Genomic DNA, 14,250 nt, shown 5'->3' with positions numbered 1-14,250 from the left:
TGAGCGCCCGCCCCCTCATCGGGGGCGGGCGTTTTCATTGGGAGAGGTAGCGCATGAGCGCGGAAATCATCGTCGTGGAAGTCATGGGCTGGACCGCCGCCGCAACCATCCTTGCCGCCTATGTCCTATTGTCGCTCGGCAGGCTCGAAGCACGCGGCTATCTCTATCAATGGATGAACGTGATCGGCGCGGGCGGTTTCATTATCAATTCGGGCTATAATGGCGCAATCCCGTCAGCGGTCCTCAATGTCGTCTGGGCGGCGATGGGGCTGTTCACTCTGCGGAGTGTGTGGCGCGCGCGGCAAAAGGCGCGCGCGCCTGCACCTTAGGGCTCGGCCGTCGCATTCCACGCCGCGACCTTCACCCTGGTGTCGGCCAGCATCTTGTCGAGCGCTGCGCGGTCCAGCACTTCGCCGCGCAGCACCACGGTATCGATCGCACGCGTCGCCGCGATATCCTCCAGCGGATTCTTCGTCAGCAGCACCAGATCGGCTGCCATGCCCGGCTTCACCGCACCATAGCGATCAAGCCATCCGAACCACGCCGGCCCCGCGCGGGTCGCCGAGGCGAGCGCTTGCGCGGGGGTCAACCCCTTCTGCGTGAACAGCTCGATCTCGTCGTGCAAGCCGAAGCCCGGATAATTGAAGCTGTTGAGGAACCCCGCGTCGGTCCCCGCGATGATCGGCACGCCTGCCTCGGCCAGCATCGGGAGGATCGTCGCGACATCCTCGATCTGCTTCTGCCGCGCCGCAATGGCGACCGCGTCGGCCTTTGCCGCACGCTCGATACGCCACGCATAGGTCTTGCGCAGCTTCGGCCCGATATAGGCGAGACCTTCATCCTTCGAATGATCGTCGCGGTCGAGATAGGCGATGATCCGGCTGCCATTGAGCGTCGGCGTCACGGCGACGCCCTTGGCCGCGAAGCGGCGGTACGCGGCCATCGCCGTTTCCCGGTCGAACCCGGCGTCGAGCCGACGGTTCGCCTCGGCGCGGTCGATACGCTTTGCGGCAAAATCGGCGGCGATCGCCGCCTCGTTCTTCGCGCCGGCGTTATAGGCATAGTCAAGATGCTCGATCGAGCTGATCCCGGCGTCGACCGCCTGCTCGGTGGTCAGCGCCATGGGGATATGGCCCGAGGTTTTCAGCCCGAGCGCCTTCGCCCGCCCCAGCGCATAAAGGAACAATTCGGGCTTCAGTGTGCTATCGGTGATCTTGACGAAATCGACCTGGTCGCGCGTCTTGAGCCGAGCGAGCGCCGCATCGACATCCGCCTCGCTGCCGACTTCGATCGTGCCCTTCCAGACCGGCGCAATCCCTTCGATCTTGGCGCCCGAGGTCAACAGCCGGGGCCCGAACAGCTTTCCGCTGGCAATATCGCCGCGCCATGCAAGCACCTGATCGGGCAGGTCGCCCGACGCGTCGCGAATCGTCGTGATGCCGTTCGCGACATAGAGCGGCAGCAGCGCCCTATTCTCCTCGATCAATTCGGGTCCGCCGCCGAAGTGAACGTGCATGTCCCAAAGGCCGGGGACGAGGTAACGCCCCTCGCCTTCGACCGTCCGCGCCGCGCGCCAGCCTTTTGCGATCGCCTCGTCAGCGCCTATCGCGACAATATCGTCGCCTTTCAGCACCACCGCCTGCGCGGCGACCGTCTTCGCCGCTTCGACATCGACGACCGTGACATGGCGGATGATGACATCGCCCTGTTTCGGAGCGGCGCACGCGGGCGAAGAGAAGGCAAACCACACAGTGGCGAGCGAGGCGAGCAGATGTTTCATTGGGAACAACCTTTCCGAACGGCCTTCCCTTAATCCCATCGCGCGCGAGATCAAGCGACCCAGACGCCTTCATCCTTGTGCCAATCCTCGATCGATTTTTCGGGGTAGAGATCAAACATGGCATCGTCTGGCCCGATGTCCGGAACCGCCCAACCAGCCTTATATTTGAGCATCAGATGGACGCGCGACGACGGCACCGGAAGGTCCGAGTCGATCGCGCTCGCGAAAGGATGGACGAGGTCGGGCCAATTCGGATCGTAAAGCCATAGCGCCGATCCGCATTCGCGACAGAAACGGCGCTCGCCACTCGACAGTTGGCACTTCGGATGCTCGCCATCTTCGATCTGCGCACGATAGAGGCCCAGATGTCTTTCGGCCTCGACCTGCAGGCTTTTCGCGTCAGCACCGATGTTGATCGCATAACCCCCGCCGCCCTGTTGCTTGCGGCAGATCGAACAATAGCAGAGCTGATACGGCACCGGCGTGTGGCTCATGACCGAAAAGCGAACCGCGCCGCACCGGCAAGAGCCTTCGAGTTTGATCGGCATGGAATGTCCTTTCGCGCCATGGCGGGCCGCTAACGCAAACGCGCGATCGAAAGGAAGGTTCTTGGTGGGCGATGACGGGCTCGAACCGCCGACATCCTCGGTGTAAACGAGGCGCTCTACCAACTGAGCTAATCGCCCCCGAAGGGAAGCGCGCCCTGCCACAAGCCGCCATCGCTGGCAAGCGGTGCGTCGAAAGTCAGAGCCAGCCGATGTGCTTGAAGCGCCAGAAGACGAGCCCCGAGCCGCCGAAGATCAGGGCCAGCGCGAACGGATAGCCAAAGGCCCAGTCGAGTTCGGGCATGAACTCGAAATTCATCCCGTAGATGCCGGCGATCGCCGTCGGCACGGCCAGGATCGCGGCCCAGGCTGCGAGTTGGCGCGTGATCACACCCTGACGTTGCTGCTCGAGCATGCCGTTGGTCTCGATCACCGACGCGGCAATGTCGCGCAGCCCGGTGAGGCGATATTCAGCGCGCTGAACATGGTCCCATACATCGCGATAGAAAGGACGCACCGCGGGGTCGATATTGGGCAGGTCATCGTCGGTGGCCAGGCGGCCGGCGACTTCCTTCATCATCCCGACCAGCCGTTGGAAACGGATGATCTCGTGCCGCTGCTTGTAGAGGTGGCGAATTTCCGAGGCATCGAGCGGCGTATCCATCACACTGTCCTCGACCCCCAGCATCCGTTCCTCGATCGCATCGATCACCGGGAAATAGCCGTCAACGATGAAGTCGAGCACCGCATAAAGGACGTAGTCGGGGCCGTGCGCGAGCTTCGCCGGCAGGCTTTCGAGCCGCGCCCGGACGTCGGTGTGCGTCCTCGCAGAGCCGTGACGGACGCTGACGAAGAAATGCGGGCCGAGGAAAAAGGCGGTCTCGCCCGGCTGGATCGTATCGCCGTCAAGATTGGCGGTCCGGGTAATGACGAAAAGCTGGTCGCCATAGGCCTCGACCTTGGGCAGCTGGTTCGCCTTCAGCGCATCCTCCACCGCGAGCGGATGCAGGCCGAACCGCTTGGCGATGCCGGCAAGCTCGCCCGGCGTCGGCTCGTAGAGGCCGAGCCAGAAGAAATCGCCGGGATCGCACTCCTCCGGAACCGCCTCGTCGGGGCCGAGGTCCCGGACGAGCTGGCCGTCATGATAAACGCGTGCGGCCATGATCGGCATTCGGCGAAAACTCCCTTGCTGCGGAGCGTCTACATAGTGTGCGCCGCGCGGAAGGGAAATCGCCTCTTCGGCCGGCTAGATATCGCGGCTGTCATACGCCCATTGGAGCAGCGCCTGCCGCTGCTTCGGACGGCAAAAGGGATCGCCGGGTTCGCAATGCTTGCGAACCTGCGCCGCATGACGACGGAACGCGCGCCATCGCGCGATCTGGCGTCGGTCTTCGTCGGGCACCCGCCGCCCCGAATAATAGCGACAATACCATTGAAACCAGCCGCGCGGATCGTCGGGATGTATCCAGCCCTTCTCTATCCAGACCCGCAAAGGCACGCTCGCCCGGATACCGAAATAATTGAGCGAGCAGTCGGCGCGTCCGGGCGCGAGCTTTGCGCCTTGGAACCAGCTTGCAGGAAATTCGTCCGCGCAGTCGGTCATATATTTACCGCAGAACACGCCCAGCTTCAGCATCTCGGACGGCGTCAACTCGGGCTCGAAATCGGGGTCGAACGCCTGCCCGATCGGCGCGGTGCGCGTGTAACGATACCACTTCTGCATCCGGTCATTCACGACCACTTCGACGTCGTTCTTCATCGCCCGAAACTAGCGCCCCGGTCGCAACCGGGCCATGACTATTCGTCGAGCGCTTCGAAATAACGGGCAAGCGCATCATAAGCCCCCTCCGCGAGCGCGATGAAGATGCGCCGGCCGTCGTGCGGGTCGGCCTCGCGCACAAAGAGTCCCGCGTCGGTCATTGTCTTGATCCATCGCAACGCTGTGGTTGCCGGTACCGCTGCCGCGATGCACAGGCTCGACACGGAAACCGGTTGGCGCTCAAGCCGCGCGGCGTAGAGGTCGAGCAACATGTCCCACGCCGGATCGGCAAACAGGTCGGCGGGGAAATATTGTTCGCGCATCCGCCGCTGGCGCAGCATCCGTCGCACCGCTTTCGCGCGCTGCCGGTCAAGCGTGCGCTCCTCCGGAACGAAGCTACGCGGCATCGCCGCATAATCACGCGGCGGCGTGCGGACCTGCCCCGAATGGTCGGCCGAATCCGCGTCCCATGATGCCAGGCCGGCCGGTGTGCCCCGAAGCCCGCCCCGCTGCCCCGCGAGATCGCCGAGCAGGCGCGAGATACGCGCGACTTCCTCCTGCAGCCGATCGATCCGCTCCATCGCATCGTCGCGCGCCACATCATTGAGCACCCCGTGCCGCGTCCGCCGCGCGGCCGCAAGCGCGACAAGCTTGTCGGTAGGGTCGGCGTCGACCAGCAATTGGGCCGGGAACGCGGCAGGAATGGCGGCGACAACCTGGTCGAGTCTCGACAGCGAAGTTTCGCAAATCAAATTGCACCCCTGCTCACCCGCCGCCGCGCAGATATCGGCCAGCATTTCGCCTTCGATTGCGTCCGCCCTCGTCAGCCATACGATATCGAGCGTATCGGTTTGTCGGATATGGGCCGCCGCTCGCGACGCTGCGAGCGTTGCGGCCACACGTATGTCCGGGAGGAGAGCCATATCGGGCAAGGCCGATGGGATGCCGACGAACAGAAGCGGAGATGCGACGGCTTTTTGGATCGGATCGTCGTTTGGGTGCCCCGCCCAGCCCTTACCCGGATGATAGTCGTGTTCGGGCAGCGTCACCTTGTCAAAGTCGATTTGCGTCTTCCGGTCCATCATGCTGCAGTCCCCCGTTTCTATCGCCCCACCTTGGCGTAACTATGTCGTCATTCCGGCGCCATTCACCTTTTGTTCGTTCCTGTTTGCCGCCATTCCGGACCCAAGCAGGTGACTGGCATGAGTCGGCGGTATGCTGGCGGGAGCGGATGGATCCATTTTGGACATGATTTGTTCTCCTCGTCAATATTTGGCGTTATTATACTTGACATACCCAACGGAAAATGGCAGAAAACTCCCATAAGGAGTTAAGTCGATGGTTTCCGCCCTTTCTGCCCCGCACTTTCACAACGAAGAAGCCGCCTTCGCTTATGTCGAGGCGCGCGTCTGGCCCGAAGGTCCGGTTTGCCCTCATTGCGGTGGCGTCGAGCGCATCGGCAAGATGGGCGGCAAATCTACCCGCCTTGGCCTCTACAAGTGCTATCAGTGCCGCAAGCCCTTCACCGTGCGGATCGGAACCATCTTCGAGAGTAGCCACGTTGCCCTGCATATCTGGCTACAGGCCATGTATCTGATCGCGGGCAGCAAGAAGGGCATTTCGAGCAACCAGCTCCACCGCACCCTTGGCGTCACCCTCAAGACCGCTTGGTTCATGTCGCACCGCATCCGCGAGGCGATGCGTTCGGATGACATGACCCCGTTTGGCGGTGAAGGCGGCATTGTCGAAGCGGACGAAACCTACATTGGCCACAAGAAGGACGTGGAAACCCGCCGCGCCGGTGGCCAGCACAAGATGAAGGTTCTTTCGCTCGTTGATCGTGCCAGCGGCGCCGCGCGCAGCTACGTTCTCGATACCGTCACCCTCAAGGAATTGGCGCCGATCTTGGACGCGAACATTTCGCGCGAGGCGCATCTGATGACCGACGAGCACCGCGTCTATCGCGGCCTTGGCTGGAACTTCGCCGCCCACAGCGCCGTCGCGCACACCAATGGCCAGTATGCCATCCCCGGTCGCCCGGAACTGCACACCAACACCATCGAAGGCTATTTCAGCATCTTCAAGCGCGGGATGAAGGGCGTCTATCAGCATTGCCAAGAAAAGCACCTCCACCGCTATCTGGCTGAATTTGACTTCCGCTACACCAACCGTCAGGCTCTTGGTTGCAACGATGGCGACCGCGCCGATGCGCTGTTGAAGGGCGTCGTCGGCAAGCGCCTCACCTACGAAACGACTGGTCGAGGGGCCTAAGCGCCATGCCAAAGAAGAAAAATCAGGAGACGCAAGCCCAGCAAAGCGAGCGGTTCAAAAAGGCCGTCCGCGAGCTAATAGACGCTGGCGAACTAAATCCCACCGAGGCAGATAGCGCTTTTGATGCTCTAATTACCCGACGGGGGCTGACGCGGGAATCCCGTCAAGGAGCGCGGCGGCAAGGGGCGAAACCGGAACGGGAATCTCCTTGAGCATGTAGCCGATAGCGCAGCGTATCGCCGCCATTAGGTCGATTGCCTCTTCCACCGTTTCCAGTGATTGTTCGGGGTGCATCAACGGATTGCGATGGAAATCCTTGATGCTTTGCAGGTGCGCCCTGACGGACTTGTTGCCCTTGTCCAATCTTTCCAGTTCTCTCAGATAAACCCCCATATTATTCTCTTTGGGGCGCTTCACGCCGTTCGTGACGTGATCCCAATACGCACGGAGCACGGATTCATTCGCCCGATGGAGGTGGAATCCGGCAGCGGTCGGCACTTCGAATGCGATGCAACGCATCGCTTGTTCTAAATCCGGGATAGCGGTCGGCACCTTTGCCTCTAAATCCTTGGAGAAGAATAACTTACCAGCATCAACCATAGCCTCGGTGTCAAAGCCGCCCTTTTTGGTTACGATATAGCTTGAGATTGATTGAAGCTCGGAGATCAGAATGGTCTCGAACTTCGTATAAGCGGAATTTAAGACGTTTATCTCCCACGCAGCCAAGTCCTGCCCATCTCCCTCTTTGGGGTAGAGTTTTCCTTGGTAGCCCTCGGCTAACTCAATGAGTTTCCTCGCGGCGTGAATCAGGGGAGCATGAAAGTGTTCGCGATAGATACTTTGGTAGACGCAGGTATTCACGGCGGTCACGCCAGAGTTGAGGGCGAGCCAAACATCAATGCGTTCTTGCCCCTCAAAAATTCGCCGAAACGAACGAGCAGCATCGCCGCTTTCAAAAAGAAATGCCGGGTCAACTTTCTGCACGACCAAATTCCCACGCGAACAAAAGCCGAGTCGGCTCATTGAAGGGCTAAACATTTAGCACCTCCAATCCGGCTTGGGTATGGCAAATATAACAACGCCCAATATTTTATTCGGACTTGCCAACCTTGCCGCGCCGGGGGCAGTCGGGGACCATGATCCGCAGCCCGTCTCCCCTCACCCGTTTGCGTTGGCGGCGGCGCTTGCGATCGACCGCCGCATTGCTGTTGCTCGCAGTCTTCGCGCTGGCGGCGTGGACGTGGTTCCCGGCGCCCGTCGCGACCGTGCCGCTCGTCCATGTCATCGATGGCGACAGCCTGACCGTTCGGCACGACGGTACCACACTGACCATCCGCCTGACCGGTATCGACGCGGCCGAGTATCGGCAGGACTGCGGGCGGGGCGATGCGAGCCGCTGGCCCTGCGGCCGCGAGGCGCGCACGATGCTCGAAAAGCTCGCGGGCCGCGGCCCACTCCAATGCGAAGTCGCAGCGAAGGATCGTTACGGTCGCACCCTCGCCGCCTGCCGCACCCGCCCCCTCCCCGACGGTATCGACCTTGGCGCCGAGATGGTGCGGCTCGGCGGCGCGATCGCGACCAGCGACGCCTATATGGTCGAGGAGGCCGAAGCGCAGGCGCAGCGGAGCGGGATCTGGCAAGGCGACTTCGTGCGGCCCGCCGATTGGCGCGCAACGCATGAACGGCCGACCGACGCGCCGGCCCCGCCCGACGCTTAGGGTCGGGTCCCGCCAGCCGCGACGCACCCGCTATGCCTCGCCGCAGTTTCCGGCTAGGGCGGACCTTATGAACAGCCTTTTTCCTGTGATGATAGGCGGCGCGATTGGCGCCGGCGCGCGCCATCTGGCCGGGCAGGCGATGCTTGCGCGGCTCGGCCCCGGTTTTCCCTGGTGGACACTATCGATCAATATCGCCGGTAGCCTCCTGATGGGTTTGTTGATCAGCATTCTGGCTCGCAGCGGCGGCGGCGAGACGACCCGACTCTTCGTCGGAGTTGGCGTGCTGGGCGGCTTCACCACCTTTTCGACATTCAGCCTTGAGTTCTGGACGCTTTTCGAACGCGGACAGATCGGGCAAGCCAGCTTCTATGTCCTCGCCTCGGTGGTCGGCGCGATCCTCGCTTGCGGCCTCGGCATTTTTGTCATGCGCCAGGTGCCGGCATGAGCGAGCCAGGGATCAGGCCCGACGGCGCGACGATCGCGGACGAGGATGACGGCATCCGTCTCGACCGCTGGTTCAAACGCTACCGGCCGGGAACGCCGCACGCGCTGCTCGCGCGCTGGGCGCGGTCGGGACAGCTGACCCTGGACGGGAAAAAGGCCGATGTGTCCGACCGGATCGCGGCGGGCCAAAAGCTCGTTATGCCGACCCCTCCAGTAGAGGCCGAGGCGCGTCCGGCGCGCAAGGGTCGCCCGCTGACCGACGCCGACGTCGCGCTCGCCGAATCGATGCTCATCCACCGCGACGCCAGCGCGATCGTGCTCAACAAGCTGCCCGGTCTCGCGACGCAGGGCGGGACGAAGACCGAACAACATGTCGACGGCCTGCTCGACGCGCTGAAATTCGACGGGCCGACGCGGCCCAAGCTCGTCCACCGGCTCGACAAGGACACGTCAGGGGCGCTGCTGGTGGCGCGCACGCCGCGCGCCGCGGCCTATTTCGCCAAGAGCTTTTCGAACCGCAGCGCAAAAAAGACCTATTGGGCAATCATCGTCGGCGTTCCCGATATCCAGCAGGGCGAGATTGCCCTGCCGCTCGCCAAGCAGCCGGGATCGGGCGGCGAGAAGATGCATGTGCATGACAGCGGCCTTGCTTCGAAGACGCGCTACCGCGTGATCGAGCGGGCGGGGAACAGTGCCGCGTGGGTCGAACTGCAACCGCTCACCGGGCGCACCCACCAGCTACGCGTCCATATGGCAGCGATCGGCCACCCCATCGTCGGCGATGGCAAATATGGCGGCAAGGGCGCTTTCCTGACCGGGACGATCAGCCGCAAGATGCACCTGCACAGCCGCCGCCTGCGCATAGACCATCCCGACGGCGGCGCGATCGACATCAGCGCCGAGGTGCCCGAGCATTTCGCCGCGAGCCTCGACGCGCTCGGCTTCGACCTGTTGCTTGGCGAGGTCGGGATCGACCCGGCCGAAAAGGGCCCGCCCCCCAAATCGGCGCTGAAAGCGCAGGCGAAGGCGCACAGCAAGCAGATCCGCAAGGCGCGGCGCGGCGAGCGGCGAGGCCGCACCGCGGAGAGCAAGCCGACCGACTTTGTCGGCAAGCCGAAGCCCAAGGCGAAGGCGAAACCGGGCAAGTCCGGCAAACCGGCGCCCGGGAAGCCCGCGGGCAAAAAACCGAGTGCCAAGAAACATCCCGCGCGCGCGCCCAAAGCGAGCTGATGCACCCGAACTCCGCCTTCCGCCCGCGGCAAGACGATCTTGCCGAATTGCTGGTGCGCGAGATTGGTTTTGCCGCGATCTTTGCAAATACCCCCGATGGCCCGCGCGTCGCGCATGCGCCGGTGGTGCTGGGCGACGACCGGACGACGCTGCAATTCCACCTTGCGCGCGGCAACGCGCTCACGCGCCACCTGGGCGGCGCAAATGCGCTCGCGGTCGTTCAGGGGCCCGACGCCTATGTCAGCGCGAGCTGGTACGCCGACGCCGACCAGGTGCCGACGTGGAATTATGTCGCGATCGAGATGGAAGGTGTGACGCGCAAGCTCGACGACTCCGAACTGGTCGCGCAGCTCGACACGCTGTCAGCGGCGCATGAAGCGCGCATTGGTACGAATCCGCCATGGACGCGCGAAAAGATGAACCCGGCACAGTTCAGCAAGATGACCGGCGCCATTGTCGGTTTCGAAATGCGGATCGCGGCGTGGCGCCCCACCATCAAGCTGTCGCAGAACAAATCCGCCGACGAGCGCGACCGCGTGATTGCGGGCGTCGAGGCGACCGGCCACGGCGCGATCGCCCAGTTGATGCGCCACCTCGGCGGCGATAGGAAGGACGCATGACTCAAGCCGATGACGCCCTCGCCCGGAAACGCTTTTTCGCCATCACGTTGATGCGGCTGATGGGCGCCGCCTTTGTTATGATCGGCTTTATCCTGATCGGCGGCGGCTTCACCTTCGCGGGCCAGCCGGCGGACCGCTGGATCGGCGTCGCCATCGTGCTCGTCGGCGCGTTCGATTTTGCCGTCATGCCGTTGCTTCTCGCGCGCCGGTGGCGCTCGCCCAAAGAACTGTGAAGCGCTTCTGGAAAGAGGTGGCCGTCGCTCCCGAGGGCGACGGTTGGGGCATCGCGCTCGACGGCCGGCCGGTACGCACGCCGCAGCGCGCGCCGCTGGCGGTCGCGAGCATCGCGCTCGCCGAAGCCATCGCGGCCGAATGGCGCGATGTCGGCGAGACGATCGACCCGGCGGCGATGCCGATCAACGGACTCACCAACGCCGCGATCGACCTTGCCGCGCCTGACATCGCCGCCTTTGCCGCGCCGATCGCGGCGTATGCGACGAGCGACCTCTTATGCTATCGCGACGCGCGCGATGCCGCGTTGCAGACCGAGCAGGCGGCGGCATGGAACCCGCTGCTCGCCTGGGCCGAGACGCGGCACGGGATCGAATTCGCGCTGACGCAGGGCGTGCTGCCGGTCGATCAGCCCGAGGCGACGGTCGCCGCGCTGCACGACGCGGTGTTTGCGCACGACCATTGGCGGATCACCGCGCTGACGCCCTTGGTGACGATCGGCGGATCGCTCGTCGCGGGCCTCGCGCTTGTCGAGGAGGCGTTCGATGCCGAGATGCTTTGGGAAGCCGTCAGCCTCGACGAGATGTATCAGGAACGCCGTTGGGGCGCCGACAGCGAAGCGCAGAAAGCACGCGCCGCGAACAAGCGCGACTGGGACAATGCAGTGCGGTTCTTGGGGCTGCTCTAGTCGGCGAAATTGGGTTTGCGCTTCTGCATCCCGGCCATCACCGCCTCCATCTGGTTCGGGGTGCGGATGACTTTGACCTGTTCGTCGCTTTCGGCCTGCAATATTTCGGCGTCGCTCGCATGGCCGAGCATATTGCACAGCCGCTTGGCGCCGCGGATCGCATGCGGATTCTTGTCGGCGATCGCCTCCGCAAGTTCCATCGCCTTCGCGAGCGGATCATCCGAGACGTGCGTCGCGAACCCGAGCAGCTTCGCCTCCGACCCGTTGAATTCGCGGTTGGTGTAGATCAACTCGCGCAGCACATCGTCGGCGACCTGCGTGCGCCACAGCGCCATGCCCGCGACGTCGGGGACGAGGCCCCAGCGCATTTCCATGATCGCGATGCGCGTGTCGGGGTGGACGATGCGGATGTCGGCGGCGGCCATGATCTGGCTGCCCGCACCGAAGGCGACCCCGTGCACCGCCGCGATCACCGGCACCGGCAGCTCGCGCCAGCCCCACGCCGCATATTGGGCATTGTTGGCGATGCCCCGCGTGCGGTCGGACAGGCTGCCGCCCGCGCTGCTCGCGCCGGGGTCGCGATCGTTGCTGAGGCTCGATAGATCGAGTCCGGCGCAGAAGGCCCGGCCTTCGCCCGACAGGACGACGACGCGCAGGCCCGAGGTGGCCTTCAACTGATCGACCGCCTCGGCGAGCGCTTCCCACATCGCGGTGTCGAGCGCATTCATCTTGTCGGCGCGGATCAGCCGGACGTCGGCGATGCCGCCTTCGAGCATCGTGATCGAAATACGGTCGTTCATGGGAGAGTCCTCTTGAGAGCGGCTTCGACGAGCGGGAGTTGGTCGTTGCCGAAATACATCTCGTCCTGATCGACGAAGATCGTCGGCGAACCATAGCCGCCGCGTGCGATAACTTCATCGGTATTCGCGCGCAGCCGCGCCTTGACCGCGTCGCTGCCTGCCGTGGTGGCGAGCGCCGCACCGTCGAGCCCCTCGGCATCGGCGACCGCCGCCAGCACCGCGGGGTCGTCGAGATTTTCCTGCCGATCGAAATAACTCGCGAAGGCGCCGCGCGCGAACCGCACCAGCGCCGCCTGATCCGTTTCGAGCGCGCAGCAGAAGCGCATCGCGGCGATGCTCTTCGCCGGATGCCACTGCGATGGGAAATTCATCGGCACGCCCGCGAGCCGCGCCCAGTCCTTCAGTATCTTCCAGCTATGCTGAAGTCGGCGATTGTCGGCCTGTTCGCGAGCCGCATAGACGGCGGGGTTGACGGCATTGAACACGCCGCCGACGAGGATCGGCCGGTACACCGCCGTCGCGCCCGTCCGTTCGAGCACGCTTGGCAGATTATGGAAGGCGAGACAGGTCCAGGGTGAGGAAAGGTCGAAGAAGAATTCGACGCGCGCACTCATCGAATCAAGCCTCCGCCTTTGCCTTTTCCCAATATTGGTCACGGAGCAGGCGCTTGTAGAGCTTGCCCGTATCGTGGCGCGGCAAGGCTTCGAGGAAATCGATGCGGCGCGGGATCTTCACCCCCGACAATTTTTCGCGCGCATAGGCGATCAGCTCGTCGCGCAGCGCGTCGCCCGCTTCGGCCATGTCGGCAGGCTGGACTACCGCGATCACTTCTTCGCCCATCTCGTCGTGCGGCCCGCCGACCACCGCGACGTCGGCGACCTTAGGATGGGTGACGAGGTGGTTCTCGATTTCCTGCGGATAGATATTCACCCCGCCCGAGATGATCATGAAGCTCTTGCGGTCGGTGAGGTAGAGAAAGCCCTCATCGTCAACTTTGCCGACGTCGCCGAGAGTCGACCAGCCTTTCGCATTGCGACTGGAGGCCGTTTTTTCGTTATCACCGTGATATTCAAAGACGTTTTCGCTTTCGAAGAAAACCGTGCCTTCCTCGTTCGGACCGAGTTCGGTCTCATTATCCTCGCCCATGATATGCACGGTGCCGAGGATCGGGCAGCCGACGCTGCCCTTGTGCGTGAGCCAGTCGGCGCTGGAGATGAACGTCATGCCATTGCCTTCCGAGCCCGCATAATATTCGAAGAGCACCGGCCCCCACCAGTCGATCATCGCCTGCTTGACCGGCACGGGGCACGGCGCCGCGGCGTGGATCGCGACCTTGAGCGACGACGTGTCGTAGCGGGCGCGGACCTCGTCGGGCAGTTTGAGCATCCGCACGAAATGCGTCGGAACCCACTGACTCGAATTCACGCGATACGTCTCGATATGCGACAGCGCCGCTTCGGGATCGAATTTCTTCATCAGGACGACGGTGCCGCCAAGCCGATGGATCGTCATCGACCAGCGCAAGGGTGCGGCGTGATAGAGCGGCGCGGGCGACAGATAGACGCTGTCCGAATTGATCTGGAACACCGCCGAGGCGAGCATCACGAGGCTGTTGACCGCATCGATCGCCGGATCCTCCGGCAGCGGCACACGCACGCCCTTGGGCCGTCCGGTGGTGCCTGACGAATAGAGCATGTCAACCCCGGCGCGCTCGTCGGCGACCGGCGTAGCAGGCATCGCGCCGACGGCGCCTTCCCAACTGGCATATCCGGCGATGTCGCCGTCCATCGCAAAGCGTTTGATGCCGGTCGTGAGTTGCTGCGCCGCGCTGGCGAGGCTCGCCGACACAACGAGGATCTGCGCGCCCGAATTTTCGAGGATATAGTCGGTCTCGTCCTGCGTCAGCCGCGACGAGATGCAGACGTAGCGCAGCCCCGCGCGCTGCGCGCCCCAGGTCAGGCCGTAATAATGCGGCGTGTTGTCGAGCATGAAGGCGACGACATCCTCATGAACCAACCCGTGCGCGCGAAACAGCTGGGCAGCGCGGTTCGAGGCGGCGTCGAGTTCGCCATAGCTGATTTCTTCACCCGTCTCGGCGACGATGATCGCGGGTTTGTCTGGGTTGCTACGCGCATGGACTGAGGGGTGCATCGGGCATCATCTC

Annotated in this window: 17 protein-coding genes and 1 tRNA gene; 8 read left to right on the top strand and 10 right to left on the bottom strand. The window is 63.6% G+C overall.

All coding sequences use genetic code 11. The features are described 5' to 3' along the window. Positions 1-53: 53 nt before the first annotated feature. Positions 54-329 carry a CBU_0592 family membrane protein gene (locus VSX79_RS01140; protein WP_179498536.1) on the top strand — a complete coding sequence of 92 codons (276 nt, stop codon included), beginning with the start codon at positions 54-56 and terminating at the stop codon, positions 327-329. Here the strand turns inward: VSX79_RS01140 and VSX79_RS01135 are convergent. The 6 genes from VSX79_RS01135 to VSX79_RS01110 form a co-directional block, all read right to left on the bottom strand. Continuing rightward, positions 326-1,780: an amidohydrolase family protein gene (locus VSX79_RS01135; protein WP_326914169.1), complete on the bottom strand. Its 1,455-nt coding sequence runs from the start codon at positions 1,778-1,780 to the stop codon at positions 326-328. The two genes, VSX79_RS01140 and VSX79_RS01135, sit on opposite strands and share 4 nt — an antisense overlap. Positions 1,781-1,830: 50 nt before the next feature. Further along, positions 1,831-2,328 (bottom strand): GFA family protein, encoded by a 498-nt coding sequence (locus tag VSX79_RS01130; RefSeq protein WP_326914168.1) that lies wholly within the window; start codon positions 2,326-2,328, stop codon positions 1,831-1,833. Between the two features lie 62 nt (positions 2,329-2,390). Further along, positions 2,391-2,466: transfer RNA gene (locus tag VSX79_RS01125), tRNA-Val, on the bottom strand. Between the two features lie 58 nt (positions 2,467-2,524). Next, positions 2,525-3,496, bottom strand: a complete 972-nt coding sequence (locus VSX79_RS01120) for a magnesium and cobalt transport protein CorA (protein WP_179498522.1) — start codon at positions 3,494-3,496, stop codon at positions 2,525-2,527. Positions 3,497-3,571: 75 nt separating this feature from the next. Then, positions 3,572-4,084 carry a hypothetical protein gene (locus tag VSX79_RS01115; protein WP_326914167.1) on the bottom strand — a complete coding sequence of 171 codons (513 nt, stop codon included), beginning with the start codon at positions 4,082-4,084 and terminating at the stop codon, positions 3,572-3,574. 38 nt (positions 4,085-4,122) lie between these two features. After that, entirely contained in the window at positions 4,123-4,881 is a 759-nt protein-coding gene (locus tag VSX79_RS01110) for a winged helix DNA-binding protein (RefSeq protein WP_326914166.1), read from the bottom strand. Positions 4,882-5,422: 541 nt separating this feature from the next. Between VSX79_RS01110 and VSX79_RS01105 the strand changes: the two genes are divergently transcribed. Further along, positions 5,423-6,355, top strand: coding sequence for an IS1595 family transposase (locus tag VSX79_RS01105; RefSeq protein WP_326914165.1), 933 nt, complete (start codon positions 5,423-5,425; stop codon positions 6,353-6,355). 132 nt (positions 6,356-6,487) lie between these two features. Here VSX79_RS01105 and VSX79_RS01100 read toward each other — a convergent pair whose 3' ends face one another. Continuing rightward, positions 6,488-7,339, bottom strand: a complete 852-nt coding sequence (locus tag VSX79_RS01100) for a hypothetical protein (RefSeq protein ID WP_326914164.1) — start codon at positions 7,337-7,339, stop codon at positions 6,488-6,490. Between the two features lie 200 nt (positions 7,340-7,539). Here VSX79_RS01100 and VSX79_RS01095 point away from each other — a divergent pair, with 200 nt between their 5' ends. From VSX79_RS01095 to VSX79_RS01070, 6 genes are all read left to right on the top strand, one after another. Beyond that, the gene (locus tag VSX79_RS01095) at positions 7,540-8,073 is read left to right on the top strand and encodes a thermonuclease family protein (RefSeq protein ID WP_179498514.1); all 534 of its coding nucleotides are present in this window, start codon (positions 7,540-7,542) and stop codon (positions 8,071-8,073) included. Positions 8,074-8,140: 67 nt separating this feature from the next. Then, complete coding sequence (gene crcB, locus VSX79_RS01090; RefSeq protein ID WP_179498512.1) at positions 8,141-8,518, top strand: fluoride efflux transporter CrcB; 378 nt, start codon at positions 8,141-8,143, stop codon at positions 8,516-8,518. Continuing rightward, a complete protein-coding gene (locus tag VSX79_RS01085; RefSeq protein ID WP_179498510.1) occupies positions 8,515-9,747 on the top strand; it encodes an RluA family pseudouridine synthase in 1,233 nt (410 codons plus the stop codon). The genes crcB and VSX79_RS01085 overlap by 4 nt, the downstream gene beginning before the upstream one ends. Further along, the gene (locus VSX79_RS01080) at positions 9,747-10,367 is read left to right on the top strand and encodes an FMN-binding negative transcriptional regulator (RefSeq protein ID WP_326914163.1); all 621 of its coding nucleotides are present in this window, start codon (positions 9,747-9,749) and stop codon (positions 10,365-10,367) included. Before VSX79_RS01085 ends, VSX79_RS01080 begins: the two co-directional genes overlap by 1 nt. Next, positions 10,364-10,600: a hypothetical protein gene (locus tag VSX79_RS01075; protein WP_179498506.1), complete on the top strand. Its 237-nt coding sequence runs from the start codon at positions 10,364-10,366 to the stop codon at positions 10,598-10,600. Before VSX79_RS01080 ends, VSX79_RS01075 begins: the two co-directional genes overlap by 4 nt. Beyond that, positions 10,597-11,286, top strand: a complete 690-nt coding sequence (locus VSX79_RS01070; RefSeq protein ID WP_179498504.1) for an ATP12 family chaperone protein — start codon at positions 10,597-10,599, stop codon at positions 11,284-11,286. The genes VSX79_RS01075 and VSX79_RS01070 overlap by 4 nt, the downstream gene beginning before the upstream one ends. Here the strand turns inward: VSX79_RS01070 and VSX79_RS01065 are convergent. The 3 genes from VSX79_RS01065 to VSX79_RS01055 are packed head-to-tail and all read right to left on the bottom strand — an operon-like array spanning position 11,283 to position 14,237. Beyond that, on the bottom strand, positions 11,283-12,086 hold the full coding sequence (locus tag VSX79_RS01065) for a crotonase/enoyl-CoA hydratase family protein (protein ID WP_179498502.1): 804 nt from the start codon (positions 12,084-12,086) through the stop codon (positions 11,283-11,285). The two genes, VSX79_RS01070 and VSX79_RS01065, sit on opposite strands and share 4 nt — an antisense overlap. Then, on the bottom strand, positions 12,083-12,700 hold the full coding sequence (locus tag VSX79_RS01060) for a 2-hydroxychromene-2-carboxylate isomerase (RefSeq protein WP_326914162.1): 618 nt from the start codon (positions 12,698-12,700) through the stop codon (positions 12,083-12,085). The genes VSX79_RS01065 and VSX79_RS01060 overlap by 4 nt, the downstream gene beginning before the upstream one ends. 4 nt (positions 12,701-12,704) lie before the next feature. Next, on the bottom strand, positions 12,705-14,237 hold the full coding sequence (locus tag VSX79_RS01055) for an acyl-CoA synthetase (protein ID WP_326914161.1): 1,533 nt from the start codon (positions 14,235-14,237) through the stop codon (positions 12,705-12,707). Positions 14,238-14,250 lie beyond the last annotated feature (13 nt).

The sequence above is a fragment of the Sphingopyxis chilensis genome, from assembly GCF_035930445.1.
Lineage (GTDB): Bacteria > Pseudomonadota > Alphaproteobacteria > Sphingomonadales > Sphingomonadaceae > Sphingopyxis > Sphingopyxis chilensis.
The sequence above is the reverse complement of the archived record's forward strand: the minus strand, read 5'-3'. Positions and strand labels throughout refer to the sequence as shown.

Excerpts from the sequence above, each read along its gene's own strand:
- VSX79_RS01055 (WP_326914161.1), bottom strand. The coding sequence starts at position 14,237 with ATGCACCCCTCAGTCCATGCGCGTAGCAACCCAGACAAACCCGCGATC.
- VSX79_RS01115 (WP_326914167.1), bottom strand. The coding sequence starts at position 4,084 with ATGAAGAACGACGTCGAAGTGGTCGTGAATGACCGGATGCAGAAGTGG.
- crcB (WP_179498512.1), top strand. The coding sequence starts at position 8,141 with ATGAACAGCCTTTTTCCTGTGATGATAGGCGGCGCGATTGGCGCCGGC.
- VSX79_RS01080 (WP_326914163.1), top strand. The coding sequence starts at position 9,747 with ATGCACCCGAACTCCGCCTTCCGCCCGCGGCAAGACGATCTTGCCGAA.
- VSX79_RS01130 (WP_326914168.1), bottom strand. The coding sequence starts at position 2,328 with ATGCCGATCAAACTCGAAGGCTCTTGCCGGTGCGGCGCGGTTCGCTTT.
- VSX79_RS01105 (WP_326914165.1), top strand. The coding sequence starts at position 5,423 with ATGGTTTCCGCCCTTTCTGCCCCGCACTTTCACAACGAAGAAGCCGCC.
- VSX79_RS01140 (WP_179498536.1), top strand. The coding sequence starts at position 54 with ATGAGCGCGGAAATCATCGTCGTGGAAGTCATGGGCTGGACCGCCGCC.
- VSX79_RS01135 (WP_326914169.1), bottom strand. The coding sequence starts at position 1,780 with ATGAAACATCTGCTCGCCTCGCTCGCCACTGTGTGGTTTGCCTTCTCT.
- VSX79_RS01065 (WP_179498502.1), bottom strand. The coding sequence starts at position 12,086 with ATGAACGACCGTATTTCGATCACGATGCTCGAAGGCGGCATCGCCGAC.
- VSX79_RS01060 (WP_326914162.1), bottom strand. The coding sequence starts at position 12,700 with ATGAGTGCGCGCGTCGAATTCTTCTTCGACCTTTCCTCACCCTGGACC.
- VSX79_RS01085 (WP_179498510.1), top strand. The coding sequence starts at position 8,515 with ATGAGCGAGCCAGGGATCAGGCCCGACGGCGCGACGATCGCGGACGAG.
- VSX79_RS01110 (WP_326914166.1), bottom strand. The coding sequence starts at position 4,881 with ATGCTGGCCGATATCTGCGCGGCGGCGGGTGAGCAGGGGTGCAATTTG.
- VSX79_RS01120 (WP_179498522.1), bottom strand. The coding sequence starts at position 3,496 with ATGCCGATCATGGCCGCACGCGTTTATCATGACGGCCAGCTCGTCCGG.
- VSX79_RS01075 (WP_179498506.1), top strand. The coding sequence starts at position 10,364 with ATGACTCAAGCCGATGACGCCCTCGCCCGGAAACGCTTTTTCGCCATC.